We start from the raw sequence: 26723 nt of genomic DNA on the forward strand, positions 1-26723 counted from the left end.
TTGTTTTATTATATCGTAGATGATGATGAAGTTTTCCGCTCTATGCTTTCGCAAATTATTGAAGATGGTGATCTTGGGGAAGTAATTGGAGAATCGGAAGATGGTGCTTTTATTGAAGCAGATCAACTAAATTTTAAAAAAGTAGATATTTTATTTATTGATTTATTAATGCCGATGCGAGACGGGATTGAAACAGTTCGCCATATTGCGTCCTCTTTTACAGGGAAAATTATTATGATTTCTCAAGTTGAATCGAAACAGCTTATTGGTGAGGCGTATACACTTGGAGTGGAATATTATATTACAAAGCCATTAAATAAAATTGAGGTTGTATCTGTTGTAAGAAAAGTAATGGAACGTATTCGTTTAGAGCGCTCTATACATGATATTCAAAAATCATTGAATAACGTTTTCAAGTGGGAACAGCCGCAAGTTCGAAATGAGCCAATGCAAGAAGGGAAAAAAATAGCGGATTCAGGACGCTATTTATTATCAGAACTTGGTATTGCGGGAGAGAATGGAAGTAAAGATTTACTTAGTATGCTGGAATATTTATATGGACAAGAAAAAGCACAAACGTTTGACTTTGGATTTCCTGCATTAAAAGATATTTTCCACTATATTACGATGAGGAAATTAGGAGATGGAGCTTTAGATACGGATATTGATAAAGAGAAAAAAGCATCTGAACAAAGAGTGCGCAGAGCGATTTATCAGTCGTTAAATCATTTGGCCTCTCTAGGATTAACAGATTTTTCAAATCCGAAATTTGAAAGCTATGCTCCGAAATTTTTTGATTTCACTGTAGTTAGAAAACGTATGACTGAAATGACGAAAGATGAAGTAGCAACTTCTGGGCATATACGTATTAATACGAAGAAATTTATTCAAGTGTTGTATTTTGAGGCGAAACGGTTGATGGAGATAGAGTAAAAAGATGCTTATAAATAAGCATCTTTTTTTGTTAAATCTACATTTTATATTTTCTCTTGGAGCATGTAAAATGTTAGTTAAGAGAAACTGGTTTTAAATTAAAGAGGTGTAAAAAATGAGTTTTACATTAAACAAATCGATTATTAAAGAAGTATGCGGAGAGACCTCATATAAAAGAGGCGAAGCTTATTATAAATCAAATAAAGTGATAGTAAATCATTATGATGAAAATAAAGAAATTTGCGAGGCGACAGTAAAAGGGAACGAAGATTTTCATGTTACAGTAGAAAAAGCTAAAAAAGGTGATGTTGTTGCGAAATGTAGTTGTCCTTCATTAGCATCTTTTCAAACGTATTGTCAGCATGTTGCGGCAGTACTGATACAAATAAATTATAATCAGCAAATGGGTGGTATGCTCCCCGCTAGTAGTGAAAATATGAGCGGAAATGATCAATTGACAAGCGGGATGTTTCAGTTGTTTGCAGAGAAACCATTAAGACCAAAAAGTAAACAACACCGTTTTGATACACGTGAAATATTAGATGTTGAGTTTATATGTACACCAGTAGCTACGAAAAGTGGTGGGGCACTTCTAGGAATTCAGCTGAAACTTGCCAAAACGTATTTCGTAAATCATATTAGAGAATTTCTTTCTAAAGTGGAGAAAAGAGAGTCTTTTCATTGTTCGAATGAATTTACATATACACCGGATGTACATAGCTTCAGGCAAGAAACGGATGCGATTATTCAGCAACTAATTAAAATTCATCATAACGAAAAAATGTATGAGGATACGCTGGAAGTACACACAAAACAAGATGATAGTATGATTTTAATACCGCCAGCTTCATGGACGGATATGCTTTCTTTACTTTCTAGAGTAGAGTTAGTGAGACTTAATCAAGGTGGACAATCGTTCCGTCGTTTGCATATTTCAAAAGGACTACTTCCCTTGCATTTTGAGTTTAATAAAGGTAGTAACGGTGGATTTACACTTTATATTGATGGGTTACAACAAGTAGACGTAATGGATACGTATAGTTATGCTCTATTTGGAGGAAAACTGTATCAGTTGAATGCTGAGGATTGTAAGCGGCTTATCGAATTACAAAAAATGATGAATCGCTCTAGTAGTAAACAATTGTATATTCCAGCAGATAAGATGGAACACTTTGTAGCAAAAGTTGTACCAGGATTAATGAAGCTTGGTACTGTGCGAATTGATGAAGTAATATCAGATCGTGTCGAAATGCCTTCGCTAAAAGCAAAACTGTATTTAGATCGAGTGAAAAATCGCTTGTTAGCAGGTCTCGAATTTCATTATGGAAACGTCTCGATTAATCCGTTAGAAGAGGATGGGCAGCCATCTGTTTTTAATCGTGATGAGAAAAAGGAAAATGAAATAATGGAAATTATGAATGAAAGTGCCTTTGCAAAGACAGAAGGCGGTTATTTTATGCATAATGAAGAAGCTGAATATAACTTTTTATATCATGTTGTTCCAACGTTAAAAGGTTTAGTTGATATTTATGCGACGACAGCAATCAAATTACGCATTCATAAAGGAGATACTGCTCCTCTTATAAGGATTAGAAGGAAAGAGAGAATCGATTGGTTATCATTCCGCTTTGATATAAAAGGTATTCCAGAGGCAGAAATTAAAGGTGTATTAGTTGCTCTTGAGGAGAAACGGAAATATTATCGTTTAGCAAGTGGTTCTCTACTATCACTTGAGAGTAAAGAGTTTAATGACATTAATCAGTTTATAAAAGAATCTAATATTCGAAAAGAGTTTTTAAAGGGAGAAGAAATAGACGTCCCTCTTATTCGTAGTGTGAAATGGATGAATTCACTACAAGAAGGAAATGTTTTAAGTTTAGATGAGTCTGTTCAAAAGTTAGTAGAAAATATTCAAAACCCGAAAAAATTAAAGTTTGCTGTGCCAAATACGTTAAATGCAGAAATGAGAGAGTATCAAGTATACGGATTTCAGTGGATGAAAACACTCGCACATTACCGTTTTGGGGGTATTTTAGCAGACGATATGGGACTAGGTAAAACGTTGCAAAGCATTGCTTTTATAGACTCTGTTTTGCCGGAAATTCGAGAGAAGAAACTGCCTATATTAGTTGTCTCTCCATCTTCCCTTGTTTACAACTGGCTTAGCGAGTTGAAAAAATTCGCTCCACATATTAGAGCGGTTATTGCTGATGGAAATCAAGTGGAGCGCCGGAAAATTTTAAAGGATATAACGAAATTTGATGTTATCATTACGTCATATCCTTTACTTAGAAGAGATATAAGGTTATATGCAATGCCATTCCATACGTTATTTCTTGATGAAGCACAGGCGTTTAAAAATCATACGACGCAAACTGCAAGAGCAGTGAAAACAATTCAGGCAGAATATCGTTTTGGATTAACGGGAACACCTGTAGAAAATTCGTTGGAAGAGCTATGGTCTATTTTCCGTGTCGTCTTCCCAGAATTATTACCAGGAAGAAAAGAGTTCGGTGATTTAAGACGTGAAGATATTGCGAAGCGAGTAAAACCATTCGTGTTGAGAAGGTTAAAGGAAGATGTATTACAGGAGCTACCAGAAAAAATTGAGCACATACAATCATCAGAACTTTTATCAGATCAAAAGAGGCTTTACGCAGCTTATTTAGCGAAGTTAAGAGAAGAAACGTTAAAACATTTGGATAAAGATACGTTACGTAAAAATAAAATTAGAATATTAGCTGGTTTAACGAGGTTAAGGCAAATTTGTAATCATCCTGCATTGTTTGTTGATGATTATAAAGGGAGTTCAGCTAAATTTGAGCAGCTGTTAGAAATTTTGGAGGAATGCAGAAGTACAGGGAAGAGAATTCTTATATTTTCTCAATTTACGAAGATGCTTTCGATAATCGGGCGGGAATTAAACCGTCAAGCCATTCCATACTTTTATTTAGACGGGAGTACACCTTCGGAAGAGCGTGTAGAGCTATGCAATCGGTTTAACGAGGGGGAAGGAGATTTATTCCTGATTTCTTTAAAGGCTGGTGGTACAGGACTAAATTTAACAGGTGCAGATACAGTTATATTGTACGACTTATGGTGGAATCCAGCTGTGGAACAACAAGCAGCGGATAGAGCGTATCGAATGGGACAAAAAAATACTGTGCAAGTGATTAAGTTAGTAGCACATGGAACAATTGAAGAAAAAATGCACGAGTTACAAGAGAGTAAGAAAAATTTAATCGCTGAAATTATCGAGCCAGGGGAAGAAAAGCTATCTTCTATTACGGAGGAAGAAATTCGCGATATTCTTATGATTTAATATGGAAAAAAAGCTATGCTTTCATAGAGATGAGAGCATAGCTTTTTTGGTTGTAATAATTATATTTTGTTTTGTACAAAGTAAAGAGATAAAGTGAAACTTTAATCAGTGGGGGCATCACCCACTATTTATTTTATTTCTTTGTACCTTTACTTTTGTATGGCTTTGCAGCTGCCTTTTTCTTTGCACTTGATTGCCAACGATTCCATCCTTTACTTCCTGTACCTTGTCCTACACCTTTTTTCGGTTTTGCTTTCGTTTTGCTCATATAATCACTCCGTTATATAAAAATCTTATTTAATAATAGTCAATGAATTAGAAAATACTCTTGATAAATGACTATGTTTGCTCTAAGTAAAAACAAACTGCTTGAATGCTATAGTATATCATGAAATTGCGAGTAAACTGAAAGGAATTACAAATAAAATGAAAATAATAAGAAATACTGCGGATTCTATTTTTCGAACGATCACATTACTGGTTGTGTATATGTTAGTTTCAGTTAGTGAAATGTTTTTTGGATTGAAGAGACAAAGGAAATAAAAATGTTATATTAAGAACAGTCGGTAAAGGCATAAAATAAAGAATTGAAAAATATTTTAAAACTTTTTGTTGACTTTATCTATTTTTTGTATAGAATAATCATTAATAAAATGTTTCAGAGATGTGACAATAAAACGACTATGAAAGGACGAGTAGTAGTAGGATGTAGTTTAAGCGAGTCAGGGGCGGTGTGAGCCTGATACGAAGCCTATTATGAAGAACCTCCTGGAGTCGCTAACCGAAATCCTTTATAGGAAAGTAGACTTAGCCGGGAACTTCGCCGTTACAAGAAGAACAGTATCGAGATTTTTTAATCTCCGTACTGTATAAGTGAGCAACCTCTGTTGCTAATTTGGGTGGTACCGCGGAACCAAAGTCTTTCGTCCCAGTTTTTGGGAAAGAAGGGCTTTTTTTGTTGGCTTTTTTCCACAACATCCAAACATTTTAGGAGGAAACCACCATGTATCAATCATTAATGACAGTAAGAGAGACTCAAATCGCAATTAAGGAAGTTAAAACATTTTTCGAGGATCAATTAGCAAAACGCCTTGAACTATTCCGCGTATCTGCACCACTATTCGTAACGAAAAAATCAGGATTAAACGATCACTTAAACGGTGTAGAACGTCCGATTGAATTTGATATGTTACATTCAGGAGAAGAATTAGAAATTGTTCATTCACTAGCGAAGTGGAAACGATTTGCACTACATGAATATGGATATGAAGCTGGTGAAGGTTTATATACTAACATGAACGCGATTCGTCGTGATGAAGAACTTGATGCAACACATTCCATTTACGTTGACCAATGGGATTGGGAAAAAATCGTTCAAAAAGAATGGCGTACTGTAGATTACTTACAAGAAACAGTACGAACAATTTATGGAATATTCAAAGATTTAGAAGATCACTTATTTGAAAAATATCCGTTCCTTGGAAAGTATTTACCAGAAGAGGTTGTTTTCATTACTTCCCAAGAGCTAGAAGACAAATATCCAGAGTTAACACCGAAAGATCGTGAACATGCAATTGCGAAAGAACATGGTGCAGTCTTTATTATTGGAATTGGTGATGCACTCCGTTCAGGTGAAAAGCACGATGGACGCGCATCCGATTATGATGATTGGAAATTAAACGGTGACATTTTATTCTGGCACCCAGTACTACAAGCTTCATTCGAATTATCATCAATGGGAATTCGTGTTGATAGTAAAGCGCTTGATGAGCAGTTAACGAAAACTGGTGAAGATTTCAAACGTGAGTACGATTTCCATAAAGGTATATTAGAAGATGTACTACCATTAACAATTGGTGGCGGTATTGGACAATCAAGAATGTGCATGTACTTCTTACGTAAAGCACATATCGGTGAAGTTCAATCTTCTGTATGGCCTGACGATTTACGTGAAGCCTGTAAGAAAGAAAACATTCATCTGTTTTAATAGAAATATGAGGGAGAGTAGCTCAGGCATAGAGCTATCCTCCCTTTTTTATTGTGTAAACGAGTGGTTTACAGTGAGTTTTACTAATAGTTTCTTTCTTTTTGATATCCTTTTATGTAATAATTTGTTAAAGAAGGGGGCGTTATGAGTTTAGGAGAACAACTTAAAAGATTACGAGAGTCAAAAGGGTTTTCGCAGGAAGGTGTCGCTAAAAAGATTGGTTTGACAAGGCAAGCGGTGTATAAAGTGAAACTTTAATCAGTGGAGCGATTTATCCCACTGATTATTAGTTGAACCAATCGGGCTTTTATAGGCAGTTAATCCCATCTGGCTTCCTTGATGTATTTAAAAGCTACGATGGGATTTAGTGCCTGTTAAAGCGGGGTAAATGGGAAAATGATAAAAGCTGTCCGGACATTGAAAATTTGATTTTGCTGAGTGAAATGTATAATGTTACACTCGATGAATTAATAAAAGGGAATCAAGATTCAAAAAAGAAAATACATATTGATGAAGAAGATGAGGATTTTGAGAAAGAGAATGAATTTGGTTTTTATATGGGGTTTGGATTGCTAATTATGAGTGCTTTCATTGATTATGAAAGAATGCAGGTTGTTGTATTAGGAGTTGTGTTATTCATGATGGTTTTTTACTGGGATGTGAAGAAAGTTATTTTGAATGAATATAGATCGTTTTTTCAAGGGAAAGAGCGATAAGATATGTAATGAAAAGTGAGAAGAGTCCGTTATATTTCCTAGGAAAGGATATTACGAATAATTTAATTGTTTTATGATGATTTTTGGATATCGATAATATGTTAAAAAGCTGTTTGTATAGAGTCTTGAAATCTATGTGTAAAATGATAATAAAGTTATTTAATTTTAAAAGCTCAAACGATCATAACCCCGTTCTAAAGTTAGGACGGGGCTGAAAATCTAAGTTTTATTGAATAAGAATTTTCTTCAAATATTTTTACTTCAGTAATGTATATTTCAGTAAAGACTTTTTATAAAACATTACTTACTTGTTACCGAGTTCTTCCGCTAAACCGACTAAAATGCCTTCGGTTCCACGAATGTAGCAAAGTCGATACGAGTCCTCGTACTGAACTACTTCGCCAACGAGCTGAGCACCATGCTTAGTAAGTCTGGATACCATTTCGTCAATGTCTTCAACGGTAAACATGACGCGCAAATAACCGAGGGCGTTTACAGGAGCTGCTCGGTGATCTGCTATAGTAGCTGGGGCGAGAAATCGCGAAAGTTCAATTCGGCTGTGGCCATCTGGGGTAACCATCATAGCAATCTCTACGCACTGAGAACCGAGTCCGGTTACGCGACCAGCCCATTCACCTTCGACAGTTGCTCTCCCTTCGAGTTTCAAACCAATCTCCTCGAAGAAAGAGATTGCGTTATCAAGGGATTCTACAACGATGCTGACATTGTCCATTCTTAGTAATTTGTTTTTTGTCATTGTCTTTATCTCCTTATATGTAAAAGTGTGTTATCTAATCATCTCCATAATTATACTATTAAAAAGTTACAAATTCCTTCCAAACAAAAACACCTTGTCACAGTGTAGGAGAATGTGACAAGGTGTTTTTAAGTATGTCATATAGTATCTTGTTAACAAACAATACCGCGACTTCCCTGCAAAATATTTCTACCCTATACGCCATTAAATGGTCCGATTGTTGTATAGAATTAATTGTATTATTTGAATGACAAATAAATTTCTTGTCACTCTATACAATGTAAACAGCTTTCTATTTATAATAGGAAGGAACTAGATTCATATAATTTATTTTAAGTTTTACGAGTGGAAATTAACTCATCTGCACTAAAGGCTCAATTTTCGCCATAAATGATTGATGCAGCGCCTCGACACCTGTTACTAAATGAAGGCGGTCAATAACGACAGACACTTTAATTTCTGATGTACTTACCATTTTAATATGAATATCTTCTTCTTTTAAAGTAGTGAACATATTCGCAGCAACACCTGGATTAGAGACCATACCAGATCCTACAATTGATACTTTTGCTAAATGATTTTCATATTCTACTGATTCATAGTGAAGTGCTTCTTGGTTTTGTTCCAATACTTCTAAAGTCTCTCTTAAATCATTAGAGTGAATGGAGAAGGAGAGATGAACAGTTCCTTCATTTGTAATACTTTGAATGATGATATCTACATTAATATGTGCCGCTGCTAATGTAGAGAAAACGGTTGAAAGTGAACCATGTTCTAATCCTTTCATTGTGACACGCGTAATATTATCCTCAAATGCAATACCTTTAACGATTGATTGTTGTTCCATGTTACATTCTCCTTTTACAATTGTTCCGTTTTCTTGTGCCATACTTGAGCGAACTTCTAAAACGACATTATGGTTTTTCGCAAACTCAACAGCACGGGGGTGTAATACACCAGCACCGAGGTTGGCAAGTTCTAACATCTCGTCATAAGAAATTTCATCTAATTTATAAGCATCTTTTACAACTCGTGGGTCCGTCGTATATACGCCGGTCACATCCGTGTAAATATCACATTTTTTTGCTTTCAGTGCAGCAGCTAATGCAACAGCAGTCGTATCAGAACCACCGCGTCCAAGTGTTGTAATTTCATGGTCTTCACTGGCTCCTTGGAAGCCAGCTACGATCACAATCGTGCCTTCAGCAAGATAGGACTGTATACGATCTGTATGAATGTCAGTAATCCGTGCACTACTATGTACAGATTCTGTCGTAATACCAGCTTGCCATCCGGTTAAGGAAATGGCGTTATAGCCTTTTGCTTGTAGTGCCATCGTTAACAATGAAATGGTTACTTGTTCTCCTGTTGATAGAAGCATATCCATTTCGCGTTTACTCGGATTCTCTGTAATAGCGTTAGCAAGTGCTACAAGTTCATCTGTACTTTTCCCCATTGCTGAAACGACAGAGACAATGCTATGTCCTCGTTCATATTCTTCAATAATTAAATTTGCTACATGTTGAATGCGTTCGACGCTTCCAACAGAAGTACCGCCAAACTTTTGTACAATCGTTTCCATTACGAATTCCTTCTTTCGTCCATTTTTAAGAATAGGTTAGGACATATACAAATCCCAATATTCCTGTAGTTACCAGAGAGAAAAACAAAAAACACCATCTCAAATAAGTGAGGATGGTGCTGTTACAGGAAAAGGGAAACAGAAAACGGAGCTAATAAAAAAACCGCCAAAAAAGGAATATCATAAAAAATGATATCTCTTTTTTGTAGATAGCTCTTCACACGTACATGTCTGTACATATGACAGTTCTGTTTCTATTCGAAAACAGCCCCAATCGATAAATGCAGAGAAATTTATCAATTTCGGCAACACTTCCTTTCTTCTAAATTCATAGACATCTCTGTGTCTCCTTTAGAATACTTATAAGCGTTGCAACCTCTATCTCACGTTTTAGGCGAGAGTGTTTGATTTATGAAGTTGTTGGTAACATTTGTTTTATAATAATTTAAATTTTTCAGGGAATCAAGTGTTTTATATATATTTTAAAAATTCTATCTTTTTTGAGGGTTATTTTGTGAAAAATGTAGCAAAATAAATTCGGTGCATGTACATTAAAAATATAGAGCATGGGAGGTGGAAGGATGGGCAAGAAAAAGCCTATTTATGTAGCGACAGAAATGAAAACAACAATGGAGAAATTATGGGAATATACGCAAGAACCGGACCTACATACAGAGTGGGATGCACGTTTTACAGAAATCTCGTATTTGGAGAAAAAGGAGGGGGAGCCGCAGAAGTTTTTATATAAAACGAATATTGGTTTCGGACTTGAAATAGCTGGAGAAGGAGAATCGATAGGTGAAGTAAGAAAAGAAACTGGAGAGCGCATGTCTTCTTTAAAATTTTGGACAGACAATCAATTATCACTTATACAAATCGGGCGTGGTTATTGGAAATATACACCGAATGAAGAACATATTTATTTTGAGACGCAATATGATTATGATACAAGGCTTGGTCGTATAGGAAATGTGATAGATTCATATGTTTTTCGACCTTTATTAGGTTGGGCAACTGCATGGAGTTTTGATGCTCTCAAATTATGGTTAGAAAAAGACCTCCATCCTAGTATGTTAATTAGAAGAACGATGACGTATTGGCTCGTTTGCTTTTTATTTGCTTTCGTATGGTTATATCAAGGGGGCGTACCGAAAGTGATTTTTAGTCATCCAGAGGAAGTGAAGATGCTTTCTGAGTTAATCGGATCGAATGAAAGTAGTATTTCTATACTTAAAATAGTTGGATTTTTAGAAATAATATGGGGTGTTATGTGGCTATTGCCATTTCAAAAACGAAAGTTGTTTATATTACATATTGTTATGTTAATAGGCTTAACTATAGTGGCAGGAGTTACGAATATCACAAGTTTTACGCAACCGTTTAATCCGCTTACATTAAATTTTCTTCTAATAGGGTTATCGATTGTCGGTTATATAAATAGCACTAATTTGCCGAGCGCAAAAAATTGTAAGAGGAAGAGAAAGGGATAAATGTATGGCTAATATTTATGAGAGATTATTAGGAGATACCTATAAAAATCTTCATCCAAAATTACAGAAACGCTATGAGATTACAGAAAAAAATAGCTTTACTGGAGAAGGGAAGATGGATGAAATTTACGGAGGTTCTTTTTTCGTAAAATTGATATTAAAAATTGCATCGAAGTTTCGAATGTTTTTCTCTGAGCGGGGGAAGGAAGTGCCATTTACAATACATAATACCGTTGAACGAGATGAACATGGAAAGGAATTTGTGCGGTGGAATCGTACTTTTTATTTTCATAATAAGAAAAGGTATTTTAACGCTGTTATGCAGTTGGATGAAGAGAATAATGAAATTTTAGATTATTTTGGCAAACCGCATATGCTCGTTTCTACATTGAATTTTTATATTGATGAGGTGGGGGCAATACATATTTCTTCAAAGAAACAATGGTTTTACATGTTCGGAAGAAAAATACCGTTACCTAGATTTTTATACGGAGATGCAAAAATTGTAGAAAGTTATGATGAAACACTACAATGTTTTCGAATTCATGTACAAGTACGCAATCCGTTAATTGGTTCATTATTTTCATATAAGGGAACATTTGTGGAGAGGAAATAAAAAATATGAAAAATATAATAGTTGGGCTTGCTTGTTATATTATATTTCTAATATACGAGTGGTCGAATGTAAACCCTGTTGAAGCAATTATATTGTTATCTATTTTATTATTTATACCGATGTCATTTTGTATTATTGACAAAGAAACAAGAAATGGATCATATTTATTATTTTATAAATTTGGAGAATTTTTATATCCAATAGCAGCAGTTAGTGCGATGCTAGCTTTCGTAACAAATCATTTCATTTTTGCTCTTCTTTGGCTTATGTATACTGGGATTATTGCATTATTTGGTGTAAGTAGATTACTAGAAAGAGGATGGAAACCGTTAGAAGAGACAGCTATTGATAGTGCGTTTATATATTTGTTTTTAGGTGGTTTCTGGTTTTTTGCTTCAGTAGCAAAACTTTCCATTATGCATTTTAGTTCTGACATTGTTTTACTCACAGCTGCACACTTTCATTATTCGGCATTTCTATTGCCGTTATCAGCTGGTTTAATTGGGAGAAAAAGAGAAAAGAGAAGTAAAGTATATGATGCTATTATGTTTATCATCGTCATTTCACCTATGACAGTTGCAGTAGGAATTACGTACTCAAGGGTATTTGAATTTTTTGCAGTGTTCCTATATTTATGTGCTATTTATGGTTATGGGATTTATGTTTTGCGCACGAAATTTAATGCTATCAGTGCAAAGGTTCTCCTGATCATATCGTCTAGCATACTAATGGTAACAATTATGTTTTCGCTTATATACTCATATGGGAATTTGAAATATGTAATGACGATTACAATTGCACAAATGGTTTGGATTCACGGTGTTGTAAATGGAATTGGAGTAGCGTTACTAGCATTTGTCGGCTGGATCATTGAAAAGAGTACTCCGAATTATAAATATTACAGGAAACCAATGAGCAGATTAAGAGGAAATGCGACAGTTGGTGAAGCATTTTTACATAACAGAAATTTAATAGATAGCAAGGAATACAACGGTTTAGTTGATAAAATGAAGGATTTTCATAGTGAGGCATTTGACATGGCGAAGATTCCTTTAAGTATTATTCGTTTTTATGAAAATACAAAAGAGTATGAGTTACAATCGCATATTAAATGGACTCGTTGGTTCCGCCCGTTTGCATTTTGCTATGAGAAAATGAGTAAGCGTGTAGGACAAATACATTTAGGAATGGGCGACAAGTGGGAAACGATGCATGGCTCTATCATAGGGGTAATAGATGAGAAGGATGGAAGAGAGAATGTAAGGGCTTGGCTAAGAAAAAATGAAGCAGGAGAATCTATTTTTGTAGCTCTTTACTCAAAACATACATATAAGAATGAGACATACATGAATATTGGATTACCTTTACCATATTCGAATATGATGGGGGTTTTGAAATTATGTAATAGGAGTAATGATTTAATTATTACTAGTAAGCTGAGAAGAAATGGTAAGGGGGATGAGGGGATTTATTTACATACTCGTTTCTTTACAATACGTTTACCGTTAGCAGAGACATTTATTATTAAAGAGGGTGCAAATCAAAGGTTAGAAGCTAACCATAAAATGTGGATATTCGGAATCAAGTTTTTAGAAATTGATTATGAGATTAAGAGATTAAGAGATTAGAGGAGAAGTAAGAAAAGCTTGGGGAGATTCCAAGCTTTTTATGTATGGGTAATTGTCATAGCAACTTGTTTATTTAAGTCTCGGTCCCAAACACGTTGAATTTCAAACGTACCTTTTTCAAAAAATAATGGGAATTTCTCTTTAAACCAATCTTGCATAGGAAGATTTAGTGCTGTGCCGATTGGTACCCATAATAATTCGCCTTCAGGAGGATTCAAAAGGAGTTCACCTTCAAATGAATCTGTGCATTAGTTAAATACCATATATCGAACATTTTCTTTCGGATTTACGTATTCATCTAATCCCTTAAAAGTTAAATTTGAAACAAGTAATCCAGTTTCTTCTTCTACTTCTCGCTTAGCAGCCTGAACGATACTTTCTGGAAAATCTACCTATGAAACCAGGGGAGCCTAGATGATCGGGGCGCTGTATTAGCAATACTTCGTTATTCCGCTGAATCATACACATTGTATAAATACGGTGTTCTATATCTTTCCAATTCTTGCTCATACGAATCTCTCCTCTTAAAAAATAAGAATCTTATAGTTTCTAACTATAGTTATTTGTTCCAAAAAATACAATAATAATACAAAATATAATTGAGTATTAATAATTTTCAAAACTATAATTAGTCTGTTACATAAAAACATTGTATTTGAGAGGGGAATATATTCTATGAAAGTTTCGATGTTGCCAAATATCGTTTAGCTAAATAAAAAAACATCGTTTGCTAAGCCCATCGTCTATATAGAGATGGGCTTTTTATATGGACTTATATAATTTTGTATCGAGATAAAAAGATATATCGTATTATGCTGATTATAAATAAAATAATGGTAGATTAGTTTATTTTTATCACGTATACTTTTACTGTTGACTAATTAATTGAATTAAAAGTTTGTTAGTTTAATAGGGAAAATTTTATTAAAAAGGGAGGCAAGTTAACACGGGACAAGCATATACATAACGTGTTAAAAAATATGAAAAAAAGTATTTCTAATGTGTTAGCAGTGACAGTCGCACTTCAAGTAGTGATGGCTCCAGCAACTTCATTTGCAGCTGAAAAGGAATTTCCAGACGTTCCGAAAGATCATTGGTCATATAAAGCAATTACTAATTTAACGTCAAAAGAAATTATTGCAGGATATGATAATGGTAAGTTTGGATTCGGGGATGTTGTAAATCGTGAGCAAGTAGCCGCATTAATATATCGTACATTAAAACCAGAAGCGAAAAGCGAATATAAAAATCCATACTCTGATATTAGCGAAGGGACAACAATGTTCCAAAAAGAAATTTTAGCTTTAACAGATATGGGGATTTTCGTAGGTGATGGTAAAGGAACATTTAGACCGAAAGAATCTTTAACTCGTGCGGAAATGGCTGTAATTTTACAGAGAGCCTTTAAACTAAAAGTAATAGCTAATCATACATTTAATGATGTTCCTAAAAATCATTGGGCAAATGATGCGATTAGTGCATTAGAGTCTAACGGCGTTGCTGCAGGTAATGGCTCAGGTGCATTTAATCCAACTAGTGTTTTAACACGTGAAGAATATGCGCAATTTTTATTTAATGCCATGGCCTCATATATCGATTTAGATGTAACATTACCTTCTAATGTAACAGCTCAAGAGATTGATAATTATATTAAAAGATATCATCCCGATAGTCCGCTTGTTGGAGTTGGACAAGACTTTATTAAAGCGCAAAACGAGTATGGCGTGAACTCTTTATATTTAGCAGCACATGCAATCTTAGAGTCTGGATACGGGAAATCAGAAATTGCATATCGTAAACATAATTTATTTGGACTACGAGCGTATGATTGGGACCCATTCGCACATGCAAAATATTTACCATCTTATGGATTAAGTATTTCATACAATGCTGATTATGTGAGGAAGAATTACTTAGAACAAGGTGCTAAGTATTTCAAAGGTTACACATTACCTGCGATGAATGTAATGTATTCAACTGATAAAGAATGGGCTGGCAAAATTGCTAATATTATGGAACGTATTAAGCCTTTCAATAACAAAGATTATCAAAATGTAAAACGATTACCGAAAAACCCTAATACATTAAATGTAGATGCATTAGGCGAAACAATTCCATATAAAGATTACGCAAAAGATGCGAAAGCTACTGTTCAATCAGTAGGATCTTACTATCAAGTTCCATTCCCGTTTAACAATCCAATAAAGAGTGTACCAAACGTTACACAAAATGAAGTTGGAAAATTAGAAAATGGTACAAAAGTAAATGTATATCGTGAAGATCCAAATGGCTGGGTAGAATTCTCACTTGAAAATGCGCCAGAAAAATATTGGACATTGAAGAAGAATTTAAAATTATAAATAAAAAAGGTGTTTTCATATATGAAAACACCTTTTTTATTTATATTCAACACGTGATATTTGTAGATTCATTATGATTTTCTTTTTTGTATTTTTACCAATAATTTAACAGTTTCATATATAATTAAAGGTGTTAAAGATTGAATTTTCTGTGTTCAATCTCAGATATTAACTTAATTTGAAAAGAGGAGAGAGATATGCAAGGAGAAATACCAACAGAGAAAAATTTAAGTTATGTCGGTAAATTGTTATTGCCAATTAAAGTGTCACCACACTTTAAGTTTTTATGGATTGGGCAATTACTTTCGACTTTAGGTAGTTCGATAACGATGGTTATTTTGCCAGTCGTTGTGTATTCATTAACTGGTTCAACAGTTGTAATGGGAATAACTATGGCAATGTACATGCTTCCTAATATTCTTGCGTTACCGTTTGCTGGATTAGTCGTGGATCGAATTGATCGGGTGAAATTAATGTTATTTACAGATATAATTCGCTGCATATTAATGCTATTACTTGCAACACTGATATTTATGGGCGTTTTAACAATTCCACTTCTATATGTACTCGTAGCATTATATGGACTTATGGAAGGGATATTTCAGCCGGCGTATGCGGCTGTAAGAGCGAAAGTATTTGTACCGGAAATTCGAAATGCAGCTAATGCATTAACGCAAATGAGTAATCAAGGTATACGACTAATTGGACCGGCTCTTGGAGGATTGATCGTTTCAGTTGCATCTGCCGGAATAGGATTTGGACTGGATGCAGTAACGTATTTGCTATCATTTTTATGTTTATTATTTTTAAGAGAAATAAAGTTCAAAAAGGTAAAAACCATTGAAAAGAGTAAGATCGATTACAAACAAGAGTTTATGGAAGGTGTTTTAGTTTTAAAAAGCCACCCGTGGCTATGGATTACAATTTTAGTCTTTTCTTTCATAAATATTTGTTATGCAGGAATTATCGTTGTGTTAATTCCATGGTTGTTTAATGTTCATCACCATTTTGATGCTTACGTATATGGATTGGGTATGGCTTCTTCTGGTGCTGGAGCTGTAATTGCAGCACTAATTTTCGGTGGGAGGCAGCAGTGGCGTAAGAGGGGATTACTTGCATATGGTGGTGTGTTAATAAGTGGAATAGCACTATTAATTATGCCTTTCGTTTCTGGGGCACCTGCTTTAATAGCTTTAATGGCAATGGAAGGATTCGGTATTATGATATTTGGGCTCATTTGGGAAACAAGTTTACAAGAGCTTGTACCAGAAGAAGCATTTGGAAGAGTGGCAAGTCTTGATATGTTAGGTTCATTTGCTTTATTGCCATTAGGATATGTGATTGTAGGTTGGTTAGCTACTGTAATAGGTGGCAAGATAACAATTATAATGCTAGCTATTTTAGTACTCATAACAATTGGGATGGCATTGTCTGTACCAAGTATTCGGCGGTTCGATTGATTATGTAGGCTAAAAGGGGGATATGGTATATGACAATAGAAAGCCTAAATGATTTAGTAGTAGATAAGTCGGGATGTAAATACGTTTTGGGAGAAAAGGTATTTGAAGTAAGGAATTTTACTGTGTATATTGCTACGCCTATAGGAAGTGAAATGGCATATAGTCGATTGATTTTAATGAAGCACCTTTCTAATAAAAAATCATCCGTACATATTTGGTATAAAAAACTTTGTATGGAAGCAACGACAGTGGAAATTGCAAAAGAAGTGACAGAAGCAATTCAATCTGGTTTTGTAAATAAAGAGTAAGCCCTAATCCAATTAGGGCTTATTCTTCATTAAACACAAATGTTTGTTTCATTTTTTTACCCTCATTAACTGGATGACCGTTGTAAGAGAAATTCTTTTCTTCCCAAGTAATAACGACTTTGAAATTATGGCTATTAAAGTCTAATGGGAATACCATGTAGTCAAAGCTTGTATGACTTTTTGAAACGTTGTTATTTATTGTAGTAGGATTAAAAGTAGCTTTAGATGTAGGTGTGTTATCAAGTATTTCCACTGATACATTTGAGGCATCATTACCGATGTTTTTTACGAATAAACTATACGTATCATATACACCGTGTTTTGGTTGCGCCGCTTGCTTGTTTGAGTTATGAGATTTGTCAATTTCGATATACCACTGTGTAGACTTTGACGCAATTGGTAGTGATTGAAATGTGTATGCGCTAGCTTGCATTGGTAGTGCTAAACATATAAGCGTAAAGAGAGTTATTATTTTGCGTTTCATTTTAGAGAGCTCCCATTCTTTAATGGATTTATTTGTTATTATCTTCTCTTTGTGAAAAAATATACCATATAATGTAAGGCGATATTGTAAATAAGAGAGGCTGTTTTTTGTCTTATAAAAAGAATATACTAAAAATTCTGTATAAATTGTTTATTTAATATAGTGAAATATGCTAGAATAATTTGAAAGCGTTTCCTTATATAGGTCTAAGAAAATGCTTTTTGAAGGGGAGGGGATAGAAGTGATTACATTTTTAGTGTCAATCGTCGTATTGATAATCGGTTATTTTACATACGGAAAGTTTATTGAAAAGATATTTGGAGTAAATTATACAAGAAAAACACCGGCATATGTGAATCGAGATGGAGTAGACTATGTACCTATGGATAGGCGAAAGAATTCTATGATTCAATTACTTAATATTGCAGGTACTGGTCCTATATTCGGGCCAATCTTAGGTGCTTTATATGGTCCAGTTGCATTTGTTTGGATTGTGATAGGGGCGATTTTTGCAGGAGCCGTTCACGATTATCTTACAGGGATGATTTCTATACGAAATAAAGGGGCGCATATTCCTGAATTAGCAGGGAAATTTTTAGGGAATGCAATGAGACATATTGTAAATATTTTTTCACTATTACTTTTAGTATTAGTAGGAACTGTATTTATAACAACGCCAGCATCATTACTTGATATCGTATTGCAAGGAAAAGTGTCAATAACTATTATCTTATCTGTAATTTTCATATATTATATTTTATCTACAATCTTACCGATTGATAAAATTATCGGAAAAATTTATCCACTATTAGGTGCCTTATTGTTAATAAGTGCTATTGGTATAGGTGGAATGATGATAATAAAAGGCTCTCCGATTCCAGAGTTAACGTTTGAAAATATGCATCCAGACAATGCACCTATTTTCCCATTATTAATGTTGACGATTACGTGTGGTGCCTTATCAGGATTCCACGCAACACAATCACCAATTATCTCACGTACACTTCAAACGGAGAAACATGGCCGTTATGTATTTTTCGGTATGATGATTGCAGAAGCGATAATTGCGATGATCTGGGCAGCTGCGGCGATGAGTATTTTCTCTTACGGTGAATTAAATGAGTTAATTAAATCGGGTACACCAGCTGCGGTTGTAAGTGAGATTTCGAAGACGATGTTAGGTGCTGTTGGTGGCACAATAGCTGTTATTGGGGTCATTGTATTGCCAATTACATCTGGAGATACAGCATTCCGTGCGGCACGTTCTATAATTGCGGACTATTTCAATTTCAATCAAACAAAATTAAAAAACCGTTTAATCATTGCGATTCCATTGTTTGTTATTGCATATGGCTTGACGAAGATTGATTTTTCACTATTATGGAGATATTTCTCTTGGGCTAACCAATCAACTGCGGCAATTGCACTATGGATTGGAACGATGTATTTATTTATTAAAGGAAAACCGTATATTGTAGCTTTGATTCCGGCAATATTTATGACGCTCATGACAGTCGTTTATATTTTAAATGCGAAGATTGGTTTTAATATTCCACTAAATACAGCGTATATAGTAGGTGCGGTTATTACAGTTATTTTAACTGCTATATTCTTTATAAAAGCTGTGAAAAATAAAAAAGAGAATATTGAAGTAGACGTGCAATTAGAGAAGGAAGCTGTGTAGAGATTTTCTACACAGTTTTTTGTAATATGAAAAAATTACCAAGTATATGTTAAAATAATATTGTCATACAACAAGGGGGATTTGTTTTATGGAAAATGGACATCTTGCTAAAGTAGATTTAACGAAAAGAATTGATTCGAAATCTAAGTACAATAAGAAACTCGAAAAATATCAAATGCGTTTATTAGCACTACAGCAAATTTTAAAAGAAGAGAAAATAGCCGTTATGCTCGTTATGGAAGGTTGGGATGCGGCAGGTAAAGGCGGAGCGATTAAGCGAGTGACTGAACATCTTGATCCACGCGGATTCCAAGTAAATCCAATCGGAGCGCCTGCTCCCCATGAAAAACGGTATCATTATTTGCAACGTTTTTGGCGGAAACTTCCTCAATATGGGCAAATTACTATATTCGACCGTTCATGGTATGGTCGTGTATTAGTTGAACGTGTTGAAGAGTTCGCCACAAAGGAAGAGTGGACGAGGGCGTATGGTGAAATTAATGATTTTGAGAAGTTATTAACAGATGATCATTACATAATAGGAAAGTTTTTCTATCACATTAGTAAAGACGAACAGTTGAAACGATTTAAAGAGAGAGAGAACAACCCTCTTAAAAGATGGAAAATTACAGATGAAGACTGGCGTAATCGTGAAAAATGGGATGAATATGTCGAAGCAGTGGAAGACATGTTTGAAGAAACAGATAAGCCGAATGCTAAATGGAATATTATTGCGAGTAATGATAAATTATACGCTCGTTTAAAAACATTGAAAGTAATTATTTCGTTAATTGAGGATTATTTCGTAGAGCATGGTATAGAATTACCTTCTTATTACTATGAAATAAAAGAAGGTGAGAAAAAGGAAATTAAATCTGTGCAAGATGTAGGGGGTAAATAGCATAGAGAGATTTTGTCATTATTAGAGGTAGGTATGAAACATGAGAAGGAGCTGTCCCGTAAGTAGGTGAAACTAAACTATGGGACAGCTTTTTTTAGTTAGAATGTATTTATATTAGATGAATCAATGAGAGTGTCGTTCAAATAACGAATACAATTGTCATTGAATATGAAACAATAATTATAGTACATTAACAAAAGGAATTAATTTTAAAAGGAGGGTGAGAAAATGCTAGGTAAGGCGGAAACTTCAGTAAATAACCATATGTATACAGAAGAAGAGCAACAAAAATTATATAAACGAACGTTACTAATCGTAAGTATTTCACAAATGTTCGGCGGAGCGGGATTAGCTGCTGGAATTACAGTAGGTGCACTTCTTGCGCAGCAAATGCTTGGAACAGATGCATATGCAGGATTACCGGCTGCTATGTTTACAATGGGATCTGCAGTAGCGGCTTTCTTCGTTGGGAAGTTATCGCAAAAATATGGTCGCCGAATAGGACTTGCAACAGGGTTTATAGTAGGGGGACTAGGGGCTATTGGAGTTGTATTAGCTGCTTTAACAAATAATATTATTCTATTACTAGTCTCTTTACTCATATATGGTTCAGGTACAGCTACAAATTTACAAGCGCGTTATGCTGGAACGGATTTAGCGAATAAGAAGCAGCGAGCAACTGCTATTAGTATTACGATGGTAATGACGACTTTTGGTGCAGTTGCAGGTCCAAATTTAGTAGGTGTAATGGGAAGGTTTGCTCATTCAATTGGAATTCCTGAACTTGCTGGTCCGTTCATATTATCGGCAGCTGCATTTATACTAGCGGGTCTTGTCCTATTTGTTATGCTTCGTCCAGATCCGTTAATTATTGCTAACATAATAGAAACATATAAACAAGAACATACATATAAAGGGCGACCAGTAACAGAAGAAATGATAGAAAATAAGCGTGGTGTTACTGTTGGAGCAATTGTTATGATACTTACTCAAATAGTGATGGTTGCGATTATGACGATGACGCCAGTTCATATGGGACACCACGGTCATGGATTAAGTGCAGTAGGGCTTGTAATTGGTTTTCATGTAGGTGCAATGTACCTTCCATCACTTGTTACAGGAATGTTAATTGATAAAATTGGCCGTACTACGATGAGTATAGCTGGTGGGATGATTTTACTTGCAGCGGGTGTCATAGCTGCGATAGCACCGAGTGATTCTTTACTATTATTAATTGTTGCTCTTTCTTTACTTGGATTAGGATGGAACCTCGGATTGATTAGTGGTACAGCACAAATCGTTGACTCCACAACTCCTTCTACACGTGCTAAAACACAAGGGAAAATAGATGTTTTTATTGCGTTAGCCGGAGCTTCAGGTGGAGCGATGTCAGGAATGGTAGTAGCTAACTCCAGTTATGCCGCATTATCATTAGCGGGAGGAGTGTTAGCATTATCGCTAATCCCTGTTGTGATATGGTCTCGAAAAGGGGCAAGAAATTAAAGTAAAGAGAGGTTCTAGTTACTGACTAGAACCTCTCTTTATATACTTAACTTAAATCCCACTCCACAATAAGCCCTAAATGCGTAAGACCACCACCAAATCCATACAGCAAAAGTGTGTCTCCATTAGTTAATTTTCCTTCTTTTCTAGCTAAATCTAGAGCGAGTGGAATGGAGGCTGATGATGTATTCCCCATGTATTTTACACTTGTTAAAGTTTTTTGAATTGGAATTTCGGTTTTCTCACAAATAGATTCAATCATTCGTAAGTTAACACTATGTGGGATGAACCAGTCTATATCATCTATTTGCATATTTGCGGTATGTAATAAATTTTTTATACCTGCTGGCACTGTGCGTGTTGCCCATTTATATACTTCTCTTCCGTTTTGAACAATTTTTTCATTTGTTTGCAGTGGTGTGCCATTCATAGTAGTAGATAAGTTTGTTCTGTATAGATTAATGCCGCCGTCACCGTTTGTTCCCATGTGAGTAGCGATAAAGCTTGGTTTGTTTTCATCTCTTTCTAATAAAATAGCTCCAGCACCATCACCGAACAAAATACAGGTCGTTCTATCGGTGTAATCAGTAACTTTAGATAATGTCTCTGTCGCTATGACAAGTACTTTTTGATGTGAACCAGAAGTGATTAAGCCATTACCGACGTGCAGTCCGTATGTGAAACCAGCGCAAGTCGCATTTAAATCAAAAGCTAGTGTATGAGGTATGTCGAAGTATTGTTGTATTTGGCAAGCAACACTAGGGAAAACAAAGTCAGCAGTAGTGGTAGCGACAATGATACAGTCGACATCTTCTAAGCTTTTCTTATATGTTTTACATAAATTTTCAATTGCTTTAATGGCTAAGTGAGAAGAGTATTCTTCTTCACTAGCGATTCTTCTTTCCTTCATTCCTGTTCTTTGCACAATCCATTCATCATTCGTATGGACCATCTTTTCTAAATCGTTATTAGACAATATTTGCTTTGGAACATAAGTACCGATTGCAGTAATACGAGATTTAGAATTCATAGGAACATCTCCTAACTTATTTTTATAACCTGATACTAATATCAGGTTATAAAAATGTCAATAAAGACTTTTATTGTATTGAAACGATAATGTTTAATTCACTATGGAGGAATTTGGCGAATGACGTAAAAATAATATACGGAAAGCTTCTAAAATTGATAATGTGAAGGGGTTTGAGATTCTTGAAAAGAATCGTATATGTATTGTCTCTTGTTTTAATTTGTAGCTTTACTTATTTTATTTTACCAGAGAAGTCTTATGCTTGTGATTGTACTAAAGCATCACCAGAAGAGAGGTTACAAAAAAATGATGTAGTGTTTGAAGGTAAGGTGTTAGAAGTTCAAGAGAAAGATGGAGAAATGAAAACATTATTTGAAGTGAAGAAAATTTGGAAAGGGACAAGCTCTTCGCAAGCTATTATATATACAAGTTTTAGTAGCTGTGCATTTCATTTTGCAGAGGGAGGAGAGTATCTAGTCTTTTCTTCTTATAGAGGAGAGGAAAAGTTAGAGACATCTATTTGCAGTGGAACGAAGAGATTAGATGAGGCAGAGATTGAGAAAAATACTTTAAGTCATATTGCAAAAGAGTCTGTTCCGACGAAGAAAGTGGATTTAAAAGGTGAAATGATAAGCAGTTTAAGTTGGTGGCAAGTGGCTATCATTTCTATAGGTCTGTTATTGATAATTGCTGTTGTTATTTTTATTGTGAGAAGAATGCGCAAAAAATGACGATTAAAGTAAAAATACAAAGATTTTCTTTCTATTTTTATAGGTGGTTTAATCTTGTGAAAGTGAATTACTTATGCTACACTTTATGTAACTTAAAATGAACGGAGGGGCTTCCTTTGATCTTAATCAGATTACGTCTCAATACTTTGTGCCGATAATTGAATAGCGCTCAAAGGCTCTGTCTGTGTACAGAGTGAACGGGATTGGTCTGCCTATTTTAAAGGAACCCTTTATTAAGCTTATATGTGAAAAAGAGGGAGGGACGAATACGCCCTCTTTTTGTTTTGCCTTTATAAATAGAATGGGATAGTATAGGTGAACACTTGTTGGATACGTATACTATCTTGGGACTTTTTGACCATGTTATAGGACGAAAGCACTGCTTTCTTCTATTTCTTTGGTGAACCCTTATCCGTTTACGAAAACACAGGCAGTGACCTGTGTTTTTTATTTTGCGTAATCGAAATGGAGGAATAAATATATGGAAGAATTATTACAAAGAGCAATATTAGTTGGAGTAAATTTAGGTAATGAAGCTGATTTTGCGTATTCGATGGAAGAGTTAGCGAATCTTACGGAAGCTTGTGATGTGGAAGTAATCGGTCAAGTGACGCAAAATTTACAACGAGTAAATCCGTCGCATTATATTGGAAAAGGAAAGATTGAAGAGGTAGCAGCGTATGTGAAAGAAGCCGATGCGAATATGGTTATCTTTAATGATGAATTATCTCCTTCTCAAATTCGAAACTTAGAAGAGGATTTAGATTGTAAAGTAATTGATCGTACCATTTTAATTTTAGATATTTTTGCGCAGCGTGCGAAAACGAAAGAAGCACAGTTGCAAGTAGAAGTGGCCCATCTTCAGTACATGATGCCTCGTTTAATCGGTCTTCGTGAATCGTTAGGAAGACAGAGCGGGGGAGTTGGCACGAAAAATAAAGGTGTCGGTGAGAAGAAGTTGGAATTAGACCGTCGTAAAATTGAAGAACAGATTGCAGCTCTAAATAAAGAATTAGAGGCACTTGTTGCACAGCGTCAAACGCAGCGTAAACAACGTAAGAAAAATGAAATTCCAGTTGTGTCATTAGTAGGATATACGAATGCAGGTAAATCAACAATAATGAATACAATGCTTGAAATTTTTAATGGTACTGTAGAAAAACAAGTATTTGAAAAAGATATGTTATTTGCGACATTAGAGACATCTGTACGAAATATTGATTTGCCGGATAATAAATCATTTTTATTAACGGATACTGTTGGATTTGTAAGTAAATTACCGCATCATCTTGTGAAAGCATTCCGTTCAACGCTAGAGGAAGTGGCGGAAGCAGATTTACTCATTCACGTCGTAGATTACTCAAATCCTAATTATGAGCAATTAATTGATATTACAAATGAAACGTTAAAGAAAATTGGCGTGGAAAATATCCCGACGATTTATGCATACAACAAATCAGATATAGTAGATGTTGAAATTCCGAAAGTGCAAGAAGATCGCGTTTATTTATCTGCGAAGAAACATGTTGGAATTGAAGAGCTTGTAGAAATGGTTCGCTCACACATTTATAAAGAGTATACGAAGTGTGAAATGTTAATTCCATATGATCAAGGACAGGTAGTTTCTTATTTCAACAATCATGCACACGTTTTATCTACGAGTTATGAAAACGAAGGTACGAAAATGGAACTAGAATGTAAGACGAGTGATTACGAGAAGTATAAGCGCTTTGCTATTTAATAGAAAAGGCGATCCTAATATTTTTTTAGGATCGCCTTGTTCTTCATAGTTGGACCCCTTTCCTTCGTCCTGTCCCAGTATAAAAGAAAATACAGAGAGTTCATATAAATAAATCCGACAAAGCATATAGAAAAAATATATTTTTTTAGAAGTTGAATTTCTGGAAAAAGAAACGAAACCAGTATAGAATAGAAATGTTTCAAAAATCAGAATTTATTACACCTACTGTAATAAATATATATTTTGTACAGAAAGGGGAGATTCATATATGCAGGCAGTTTCACAAAAAAGTACAGTGGAAACACCGACGATATATCGAATATTATTTGCGATTAGTTTCGGACATTTTTTGAATGATTCGATGCAAGCGGTTGTACCAGCGTTGTTTCCTATTTTGGAAAAAACGATGAATTTATCTTATATGCAAGTAGGGTGGATTGCGTTCGCGTTAAATATGACGTCATCGATTATGCAGCCGGTTTTTGGTATGTATTCAGATAAGAAGCCGTCACCATTTTTATTACCGCTCGGTATGTTTTCGAGCATGCTTGGGATGATTGGGCTGGCGTTTGCTCCGAACTTTATTATTGTTATTATTTCTGTTTTATTTATTGGATTAGGTTCCGCGGTCTTTCATCCTGAAGGTGCCCGCGTTGCTTATATGGCGGCAGGTGCCAAACGTGGTTTAGCACAAGCGATTTATCAAGTGGGAGGAAACACAGGGAATTCTCTAGCCCCTATTTTTACAGCATTAATTTTCGTTCCGCTCGGTCAAATAGGCTCTTTAGGTTTTACAGCCTTTGCAGCAGTAGGAATTGTATTACTAATTTTTGTATCAAATTGGTATAGAAATGAATTAGCCACTGGTGCTGTTAGAAGGAAAAAGAGGGCTGCACTTGAGGCGGAAAATGCAATTGTAAGTACACATATTAAATTTGTTATTATACTTCTTGTTTTTCTAACATTTGTACGTTCTTGGTACGGTGCTGGTATCGGGAATTTTTATCAATTTTACTTAATTGAGCATTACGGTTTATCTATAAAAAATGCCCAGTATTTCGTATTCGCATTTATGATTGCTGGTGTATTAGGTACTTTCTTTGGTGGCCCGTTAGCAGATAAATTCGGTAAGAAAAAGATAATTGTATTTTCAATGCTCGGTTCAGCGCCGCTTGCACTTTTACTACCTCACGTTTCACTCGTGTGGGTTGTACCATTATTTTTATGTATTGGTTTTATTAGTTCAAGTAGTTTTAGTGTAATTGTTGTATATGCACAAGAGCTTGTTCCTGGAAAAGTAGGGATGGTATCAGGATTGATTGTTGGCCTTGCGTTTGGTCTTGGAGCATTAGGTGCTGTAGTCCTTGGAAAATTAGCTGATATGTATAGCCTTCAATTTATTATGCTATTATGTAGTGGTTTACCATTAATTGGACTTACTTCATGGTTACTGCCAAATGATAAGAAAACGATAGAATAGGGGATGCACT

The 26723-nt window shown here is 35.0% G+C and carries 22 protein-coding genes, 1 pseudogene, 1 riboswitch and 1 other annotated feature; of the genes and pseudogenes, 17 read left to right on the forward strand and 6 right to left on the reverse strand.

The window, feature by feature from the left end:
• Positions 1 to 933 carry a response regulator gene (locus LUS72_RS08805; protein ID WP_097831553.1) on the forward strand — a complete coding sequence of 311 codons (933 nt, stop codon included), beginning with the start codon at positions 1 to 3 and terminating at the stop codon, positions 931 to 933.
• Positions 934 to 1048: 115 nt separating this feature from the next.
• Positions 1049 to 4255, forward strand: coding sequence for a DEAD/DEAH box helicase (locus LUS72_RS08810; protein WP_097831552.1), 3207 nt, complete (start codon positions 1049 to 1051; stop codon positions 4253 to 4255).
• Positions 4256 to 4388: 133 nt separating this feature from the next.
• Here the strand turns inward: LUS72_RS08810 and LUS72_RS08815 are convergent, their stop codons facing one another.
• Entirely contained in the window at positions 4389 to 4523 is a 135-nt protein-coding gene (locus LUS72_RS08815) for a DUF3934 domain-containing protein (RefSeq protein WP_000047588.1), read from the reverse strand.
• 406 nt (positions 4524 to 4929) lie between these two features.
• Positions 4930 to 5189 (forward strand) — a binding site (T-box leader).
• Between the two features lie 69 nt (positions 5190 to 5258).
• On the opposite strand from LUS72_RS08815, the gene asnA reads away from it, so the two are divergent.
• The 3 genes from asnA to LUS72_RS08830 all read left to right on the forward strand — a co-directional run bounded on the left by asnA (position 5259) and on the right by LUS72_RS08830 (position 6958).
• Positions 5259 to 6242 (forward strand): aspartate--ammonia ligase, encoded by a 984-nt coding sequence (gene asnA / locus LUS72_RS08820; RefSeq protein ID WP_097831551.1) that lies wholly within the window; start codon positions 5259 to 5261, stop codon positions 6240 to 6242.
• Positions 6243 to 6386: 144 nt separating this feature from the next.
• Positions 6387 to 6500 carry a helix-turn-helix transcriptional regulator gene (locus tag LUS72_RS08825; RefSeq protein WP_420720166.1) on the forward strand — a complete coding sequence of 38 codons (114 nt, stop codon included), beginning with the start codon at positions 6387 to 6389 and terminating at the stop codon, positions 6498 to 6500.
• 113 nt (positions 6501 to 6613) lie between these two features.
• Positions 6614 to 6958: a helix-turn-helix domain-containing protein gene (locus LUS72_RS08830; RefSeq protein ID WP_306475214.1), complete on the forward strand. Its 345-nt coding sequence runs from the start codon at positions 6614 to 6616 to the stop codon at positions 6956 to 6958.
• Positions 6959 to 7262: 304 nt separating this feature from the next.
• Here LUS72_RS08830 and LUS72_RS08835 read toward each other — a convergent pair whose 3' ends face one another.
• Both LUS72_RS08835 and LUS72_RS08840 read right to left on the reverse strand, forming a co-directional pair.
• Positions 7263 to 7715: a VOC family protein gene (locus tag LUS72_RS08835; RefSeq protein WP_097831550.1), complete on the reverse strand. Its 453-nt coding sequence runs from the start codon at positions 7713 to 7715 to the stop codon at positions 7263 to 7265.
• A 352-nt stretch (positions 7716 to 8067) separates the two neighbouring features.
• Positions 8068 to 9297 (reverse strand): aspartate kinase, encoded by a 1230-nt coding sequence (locus tag LUS72_RS08840; RefSeq protein WP_097831549.1) that lies wholly within the window; start codon positions 9295 to 9297, stop codon positions 8068 to 8070.
• Between the two features lie 202 nt (positions 9298 to 9499).
• Positions 9500 to 9686, reverse strand: a riboswitch (Lysine riboswitch).
• 192 nt (positions 9687 to 9878) lie between these two features.
• Between LUS72_RS08840 and LUS72_RS08845 the strand changes: the two genes are divergently transcribed.
• The 3 genes from LUS72_RS08845 to LUS72_RS08855 are packed head-to-tail and all read left to right on the forward strand — an operon-like array spanning position 9879 to position 13031.
• The gene (locus LUS72_RS08845; RefSeq protein WP_097831548.1) at positions 9879 to 10787 is read left to right on the forward strand and encodes a DoxX-like family protein; all 909 of its coding nucleotides are present in this window, start codon (positions 9879 to 9881) and stop codon (positions 10785 to 10787) included.
• A 4-nt stretch (positions 10788 to 10791) separates the two neighbouring features.
• Positions 10792 to 11403 carry a DUF4166 domain-containing protein gene (locus LUS72_RS08850; protein ID WP_097831547.1) on the forward strand — a complete coding sequence of 204 codons (612 nt, stop codon included), beginning with the start codon at positions 10792 to 10794 and terminating at the stop codon, positions 11401 to 11403.
• Between the two features lie 5 nt (positions 11404 to 11408).
• Positions 11409 to 13031, forward strand: a complete 1623-nt coding sequence (locus tag LUS72_RS08855) for a YndJ family protein (protein WP_097831546.1) — start codon at positions 11409 to 11411, stop codon at positions 13029 to 13031.
• A 38-nt stretch (positions 13032 to 13069) separates the two neighbouring features.
• On the opposite strand, the pseudogene LUS72_RS08860 reads toward LUS72_RS08855, so the two are convergent.
• Positions 13070 to 13541 (reverse strand): annotated as a pseudogene (locus LUS72_RS08860) (NUDIX domain-containing protein).
• A 470-nt stretch (positions 13542 to 14011) separates the two neighbouring features.
• Here LUS72_RS08860 and LUS72_RS08865 point away from each other — a divergent pair.
• The 3 genes from LUS72_RS08865 (at position 14012) to LUS72_RS08875 (ending at position 17159) form a co-directional block, all read left to right on the forward strand.
• Entirely contained in the window at positions 14012 to 15391 is a 1380-nt protein-coding gene (locus LUS72_RS08865; RefSeq protein WP_097831844.1) for an S-layer homology domain-containing protein, read from the forward strand.
• Positions 15392 to 15588: 197 nt separating this feature from the next.
• The gene (locus LUS72_RS08870; RefSeq protein ID WP_097831545.1) at positions 15589 to 16851 is read left to right on the forward strand and encodes an MFS transporter; all 1263 of its coding nucleotides are present in this window, start codon (positions 15589 to 15591) and stop codon (positions 16849 to 16851) included.
• Between the two features lie 29 nt (positions 16852 to 16880).
• On the forward strand, positions 16881 to 17159 hold the full coding sequence (locus tag LUS72_RS08875) for a hypothetical protein (RefSeq protein WP_097831544.1): 279 nt from the start codon (positions 16881 to 16883) through the stop codon (positions 17157 to 17159).
• A 19-nt stretch (positions 17160 to 17178) separates the two neighbouring features.
• On the opposite strand, the gene LUS72_RS08880 is transcribed toward LUS72_RS08875, so the two are convergent.
• Positions 17179 to 17643 (reverse strand): hypothetical protein, encoded by a 465-nt coding sequence (locus tag LUS72_RS08880; RefSeq protein ID WP_098361797.1) that lies wholly within the window; start codon positions 17641 to 17643, stop codon positions 17179 to 17181.
• A 241-nt stretch (positions 17644 to 17884) separates the two neighbouring features.
• On the opposite strand from LUS72_RS08880, the gene LUS72_RS08885 reads away from it, so the two are divergent.
• The 3 genes from LUS72_RS08885 to LUS72_RS08895 all read left to right on the forward strand — a co-directional run bounded on the left by LUS72_RS08885 (position 17885) and on the right by LUS72_RS08895 (position 21731).
• On the forward strand, positions 17885 to 19327 hold the full coding sequence (locus LUS72_RS08885; protein WP_097831542.1) for a carbon starvation CstA family protein: 1443 nt from the start codon (positions 17885 to 17887) through the stop codon (positions 19325 to 19327).
• A gap of 88 nt (positions 19328 to 19415) precedes the next feature.
• The gene (locus tag LUS72_RS08890) at positions 19416 to 20228 is read left to right on the forward strand and encodes a polyphosphate kinase 2 family protein (protein ID WP_097831541.1); all 813 of its coding nucleotides are present in this window, start codon (positions 19416 to 19418) and stop codon (positions 20226 to 20228) included.
• Between the two features lie 228 nt (positions 20229 to 20456).
• A complete protein-coding gene (locus LUS72_RS08895; protein WP_097831540.1) occupies positions 20457 to 21731 on the forward strand; it encodes an MFS transporter in 1275 nt (424 codons plus the stop codon).
• Positions 21732 to 21777: 46 nt separating this feature from the next.
• Here the strand turns inward: LUS72_RS08895 and LUS72_RS08900 are convergent, their stop codons facing one another.
• Positions 21778 to 22761, reverse strand: a complete 984-nt coding sequence (locus LUS72_RS08900; protein WP_097831539.1) for a ketoacyl-ACP synthase III — start codon at positions 22759 to 22761, stop codon at positions 21778 to 21780.
• A 182-nt stretch (positions 22762 to 22943) separates the two neighbouring features.
• Between LUS72_RS08900 and LUS72_RS08905 the strand changes: the two genes are divergently transcribed.
• The 3 genes from LUS72_RS08905 to LUS72_RS08915 all read left to right on the forward strand — a co-directional run bounded on the left by LUS72_RS08905 (position 22944) and on the right by LUS72_RS08915 (position 26713).
• Positions 22944 to 23492 (forward strand): cobalamin biosynthesis protein CbiN, encoded by a 549-nt coding sequence (locus LUS72_RS08905; RefSeq protein WP_141533452.1) that lies wholly within the window; start codon positions 22944 to 22946, stop codon positions 23490 to 23492.
• A gap of 481 nt (positions 23493 to 23973) precedes the next feature.
• Complete coding sequence (hflX, locus tag LUS72_RS08910; protein WP_071770040.1) at positions 23974 to 25233, forward strand: GTPase HflX; 1260 nt, start codon at positions 23974 to 23976, stop codon at positions 25231 to 25233.
• A gap of 268 nt (positions 25234 to 25501) precedes the next feature.
• Positions 25502 to 26713, forward strand: coding sequence for an MFS transporter (locus tag LUS72_RS08915; RefSeq protein ID WP_097831537.1), 1212 nt, complete (start codon positions 25502 to 25504; stop codon positions 26711 to 26713).
• The last annotated feature ends 10 nt before the right edge of the window (positions 26714 to 26723 follow it).

It is taken from the genome of Bacillus cereus, assembly GCF_025917685.1.
In the GTDB taxonomy this organism is placed as follows: domain Bacteria; phylum Bacillota; class Bacilli; order Bacillales; family Bacillaceae_G; genus Bacillus_A; species Bacillus_A cereus_AT.

Bases quoted from the DNA above. Each gene is read 5' to 3' on its own strand.
- LUS72_RS08810 (WP_097831552.1), top strand. From the start codon at position 1,049: ATGAGTTTTACATTAAACAAATCGATTATTAAAGAAGTATGCGGAGAG.
- LUS72_RS08815 (WP_000047588.1), bottom strand. From the start codon at position 4,523: ATGAGCAAAACGAAAGCAAAACCGAAAAAAGGTGTAGGACAAGGTACA.
- asnA (WP_097831551.1), top strand. From the start codon at position 5,259: ATGTATCAATCATTAATGACAGTAAGAGAGACTCAAATCGCAATTAAG.
- LUS72_RS08825 (WP_420720166.1), top strand. From the start codon at position 6,387: ATGAGTTTAGGAGAACAACTTAAAAGATTACGAGAGTCAAAAGGGTTT.
- LUS72_RS08835 (WP_097831550.1), bottom strand. From the start codon at position 7,715: ATGACAAAAAACAAATTACTAAGAATGGACAATGTCAGCATCGTTGTA.
- LUS72_RS08840 (WP_097831549.1), bottom strand. From the start codon at position 9,297: ATGGAAACGATTGTACAAAAGTTTGGCGGTACTTCTGTTGGAAGCGTC.
- LUS72_RS08845 (WP_097831548.1), top strand. From the start codon at position 9,879: ATGGGCAAGAAAAAGCCTATTTATGTAGCGACAGAAATGAAAACAACA.
- LUS72_RS08850 (WP_097831547.1), top strand. From the start codon at position 10,792: ATGGCTAATATTTATGAGAGATTATTAGGAGATACCTATAAAAATCTT.
- LUS72_RS08855 (WP_097831546.1), top strand. From the start codon at position 11,409: ATGAAAAATATAATAGTTGGGCTTGCTTGTTATATTATATTTCTAATA.
- LUS72_RS08865 (WP_097831844.1), top strand. From the start codon at position 14,012: ATGAAAAAAAGTATTTCTAATGTGTTAGCAGTGACAGTCGCACTTCAA.
- LUS72_RS08870 (WP_097831545.1), top strand. From the start codon at position 15,589: ATGCAAGGAGAAATACCAACAGAGAAAAATTTAAGTTATGTCGGTAAA.
- LUS72_RS08875 (WP_097831544.1), top strand. From the start codon at position 16,881: ATGACAATAGAAAGCCTAAATGATTTAGTAGTAGATAAGTCGGGATGT.
- LUS72_RS08880 (WP_098361797.1), bottom strand. From the start codon at position 17,643: ATGAAACGCAAAATAATAACTCTCTTTACGCTTATATGTTTAGCACTA.
- LUS72_RS08890 (WP_097831541.1), top strand. From the start codon at position 19,416: ATGGAAAATGGACATCTTGCTAAAGTAGATTTAACGAAAAGAATTGAT.
- LUS72_RS08895 (WP_097831540.1), top strand. From the start codon at position 20,457: ATGCTAGGTAAGGCGGAAACTTCAGTAAATAACCATATGTATACAGAA.
- LUS72_RS08900 (WP_097831539.1), bottom strand. From the start codon at position 22,761: ATGAATTCTAAATCTCGTATTACTGCAATCGGTACTTATGTTCCAAAG.
- hflX (WP_071770040.1), top strand. From the start codon at position 23,974: ATGGAAGAATTATTACAAAGAGCAATATTAGTTGGAGTAAATTTAGGT.
- LUS72_RS08915 (WP_097831537.1), top strand. From the start codon at position 25,502: ATGCAGGCAGTTTCACAAAAAAGTACAGTGGAAACACCGACGATATAT.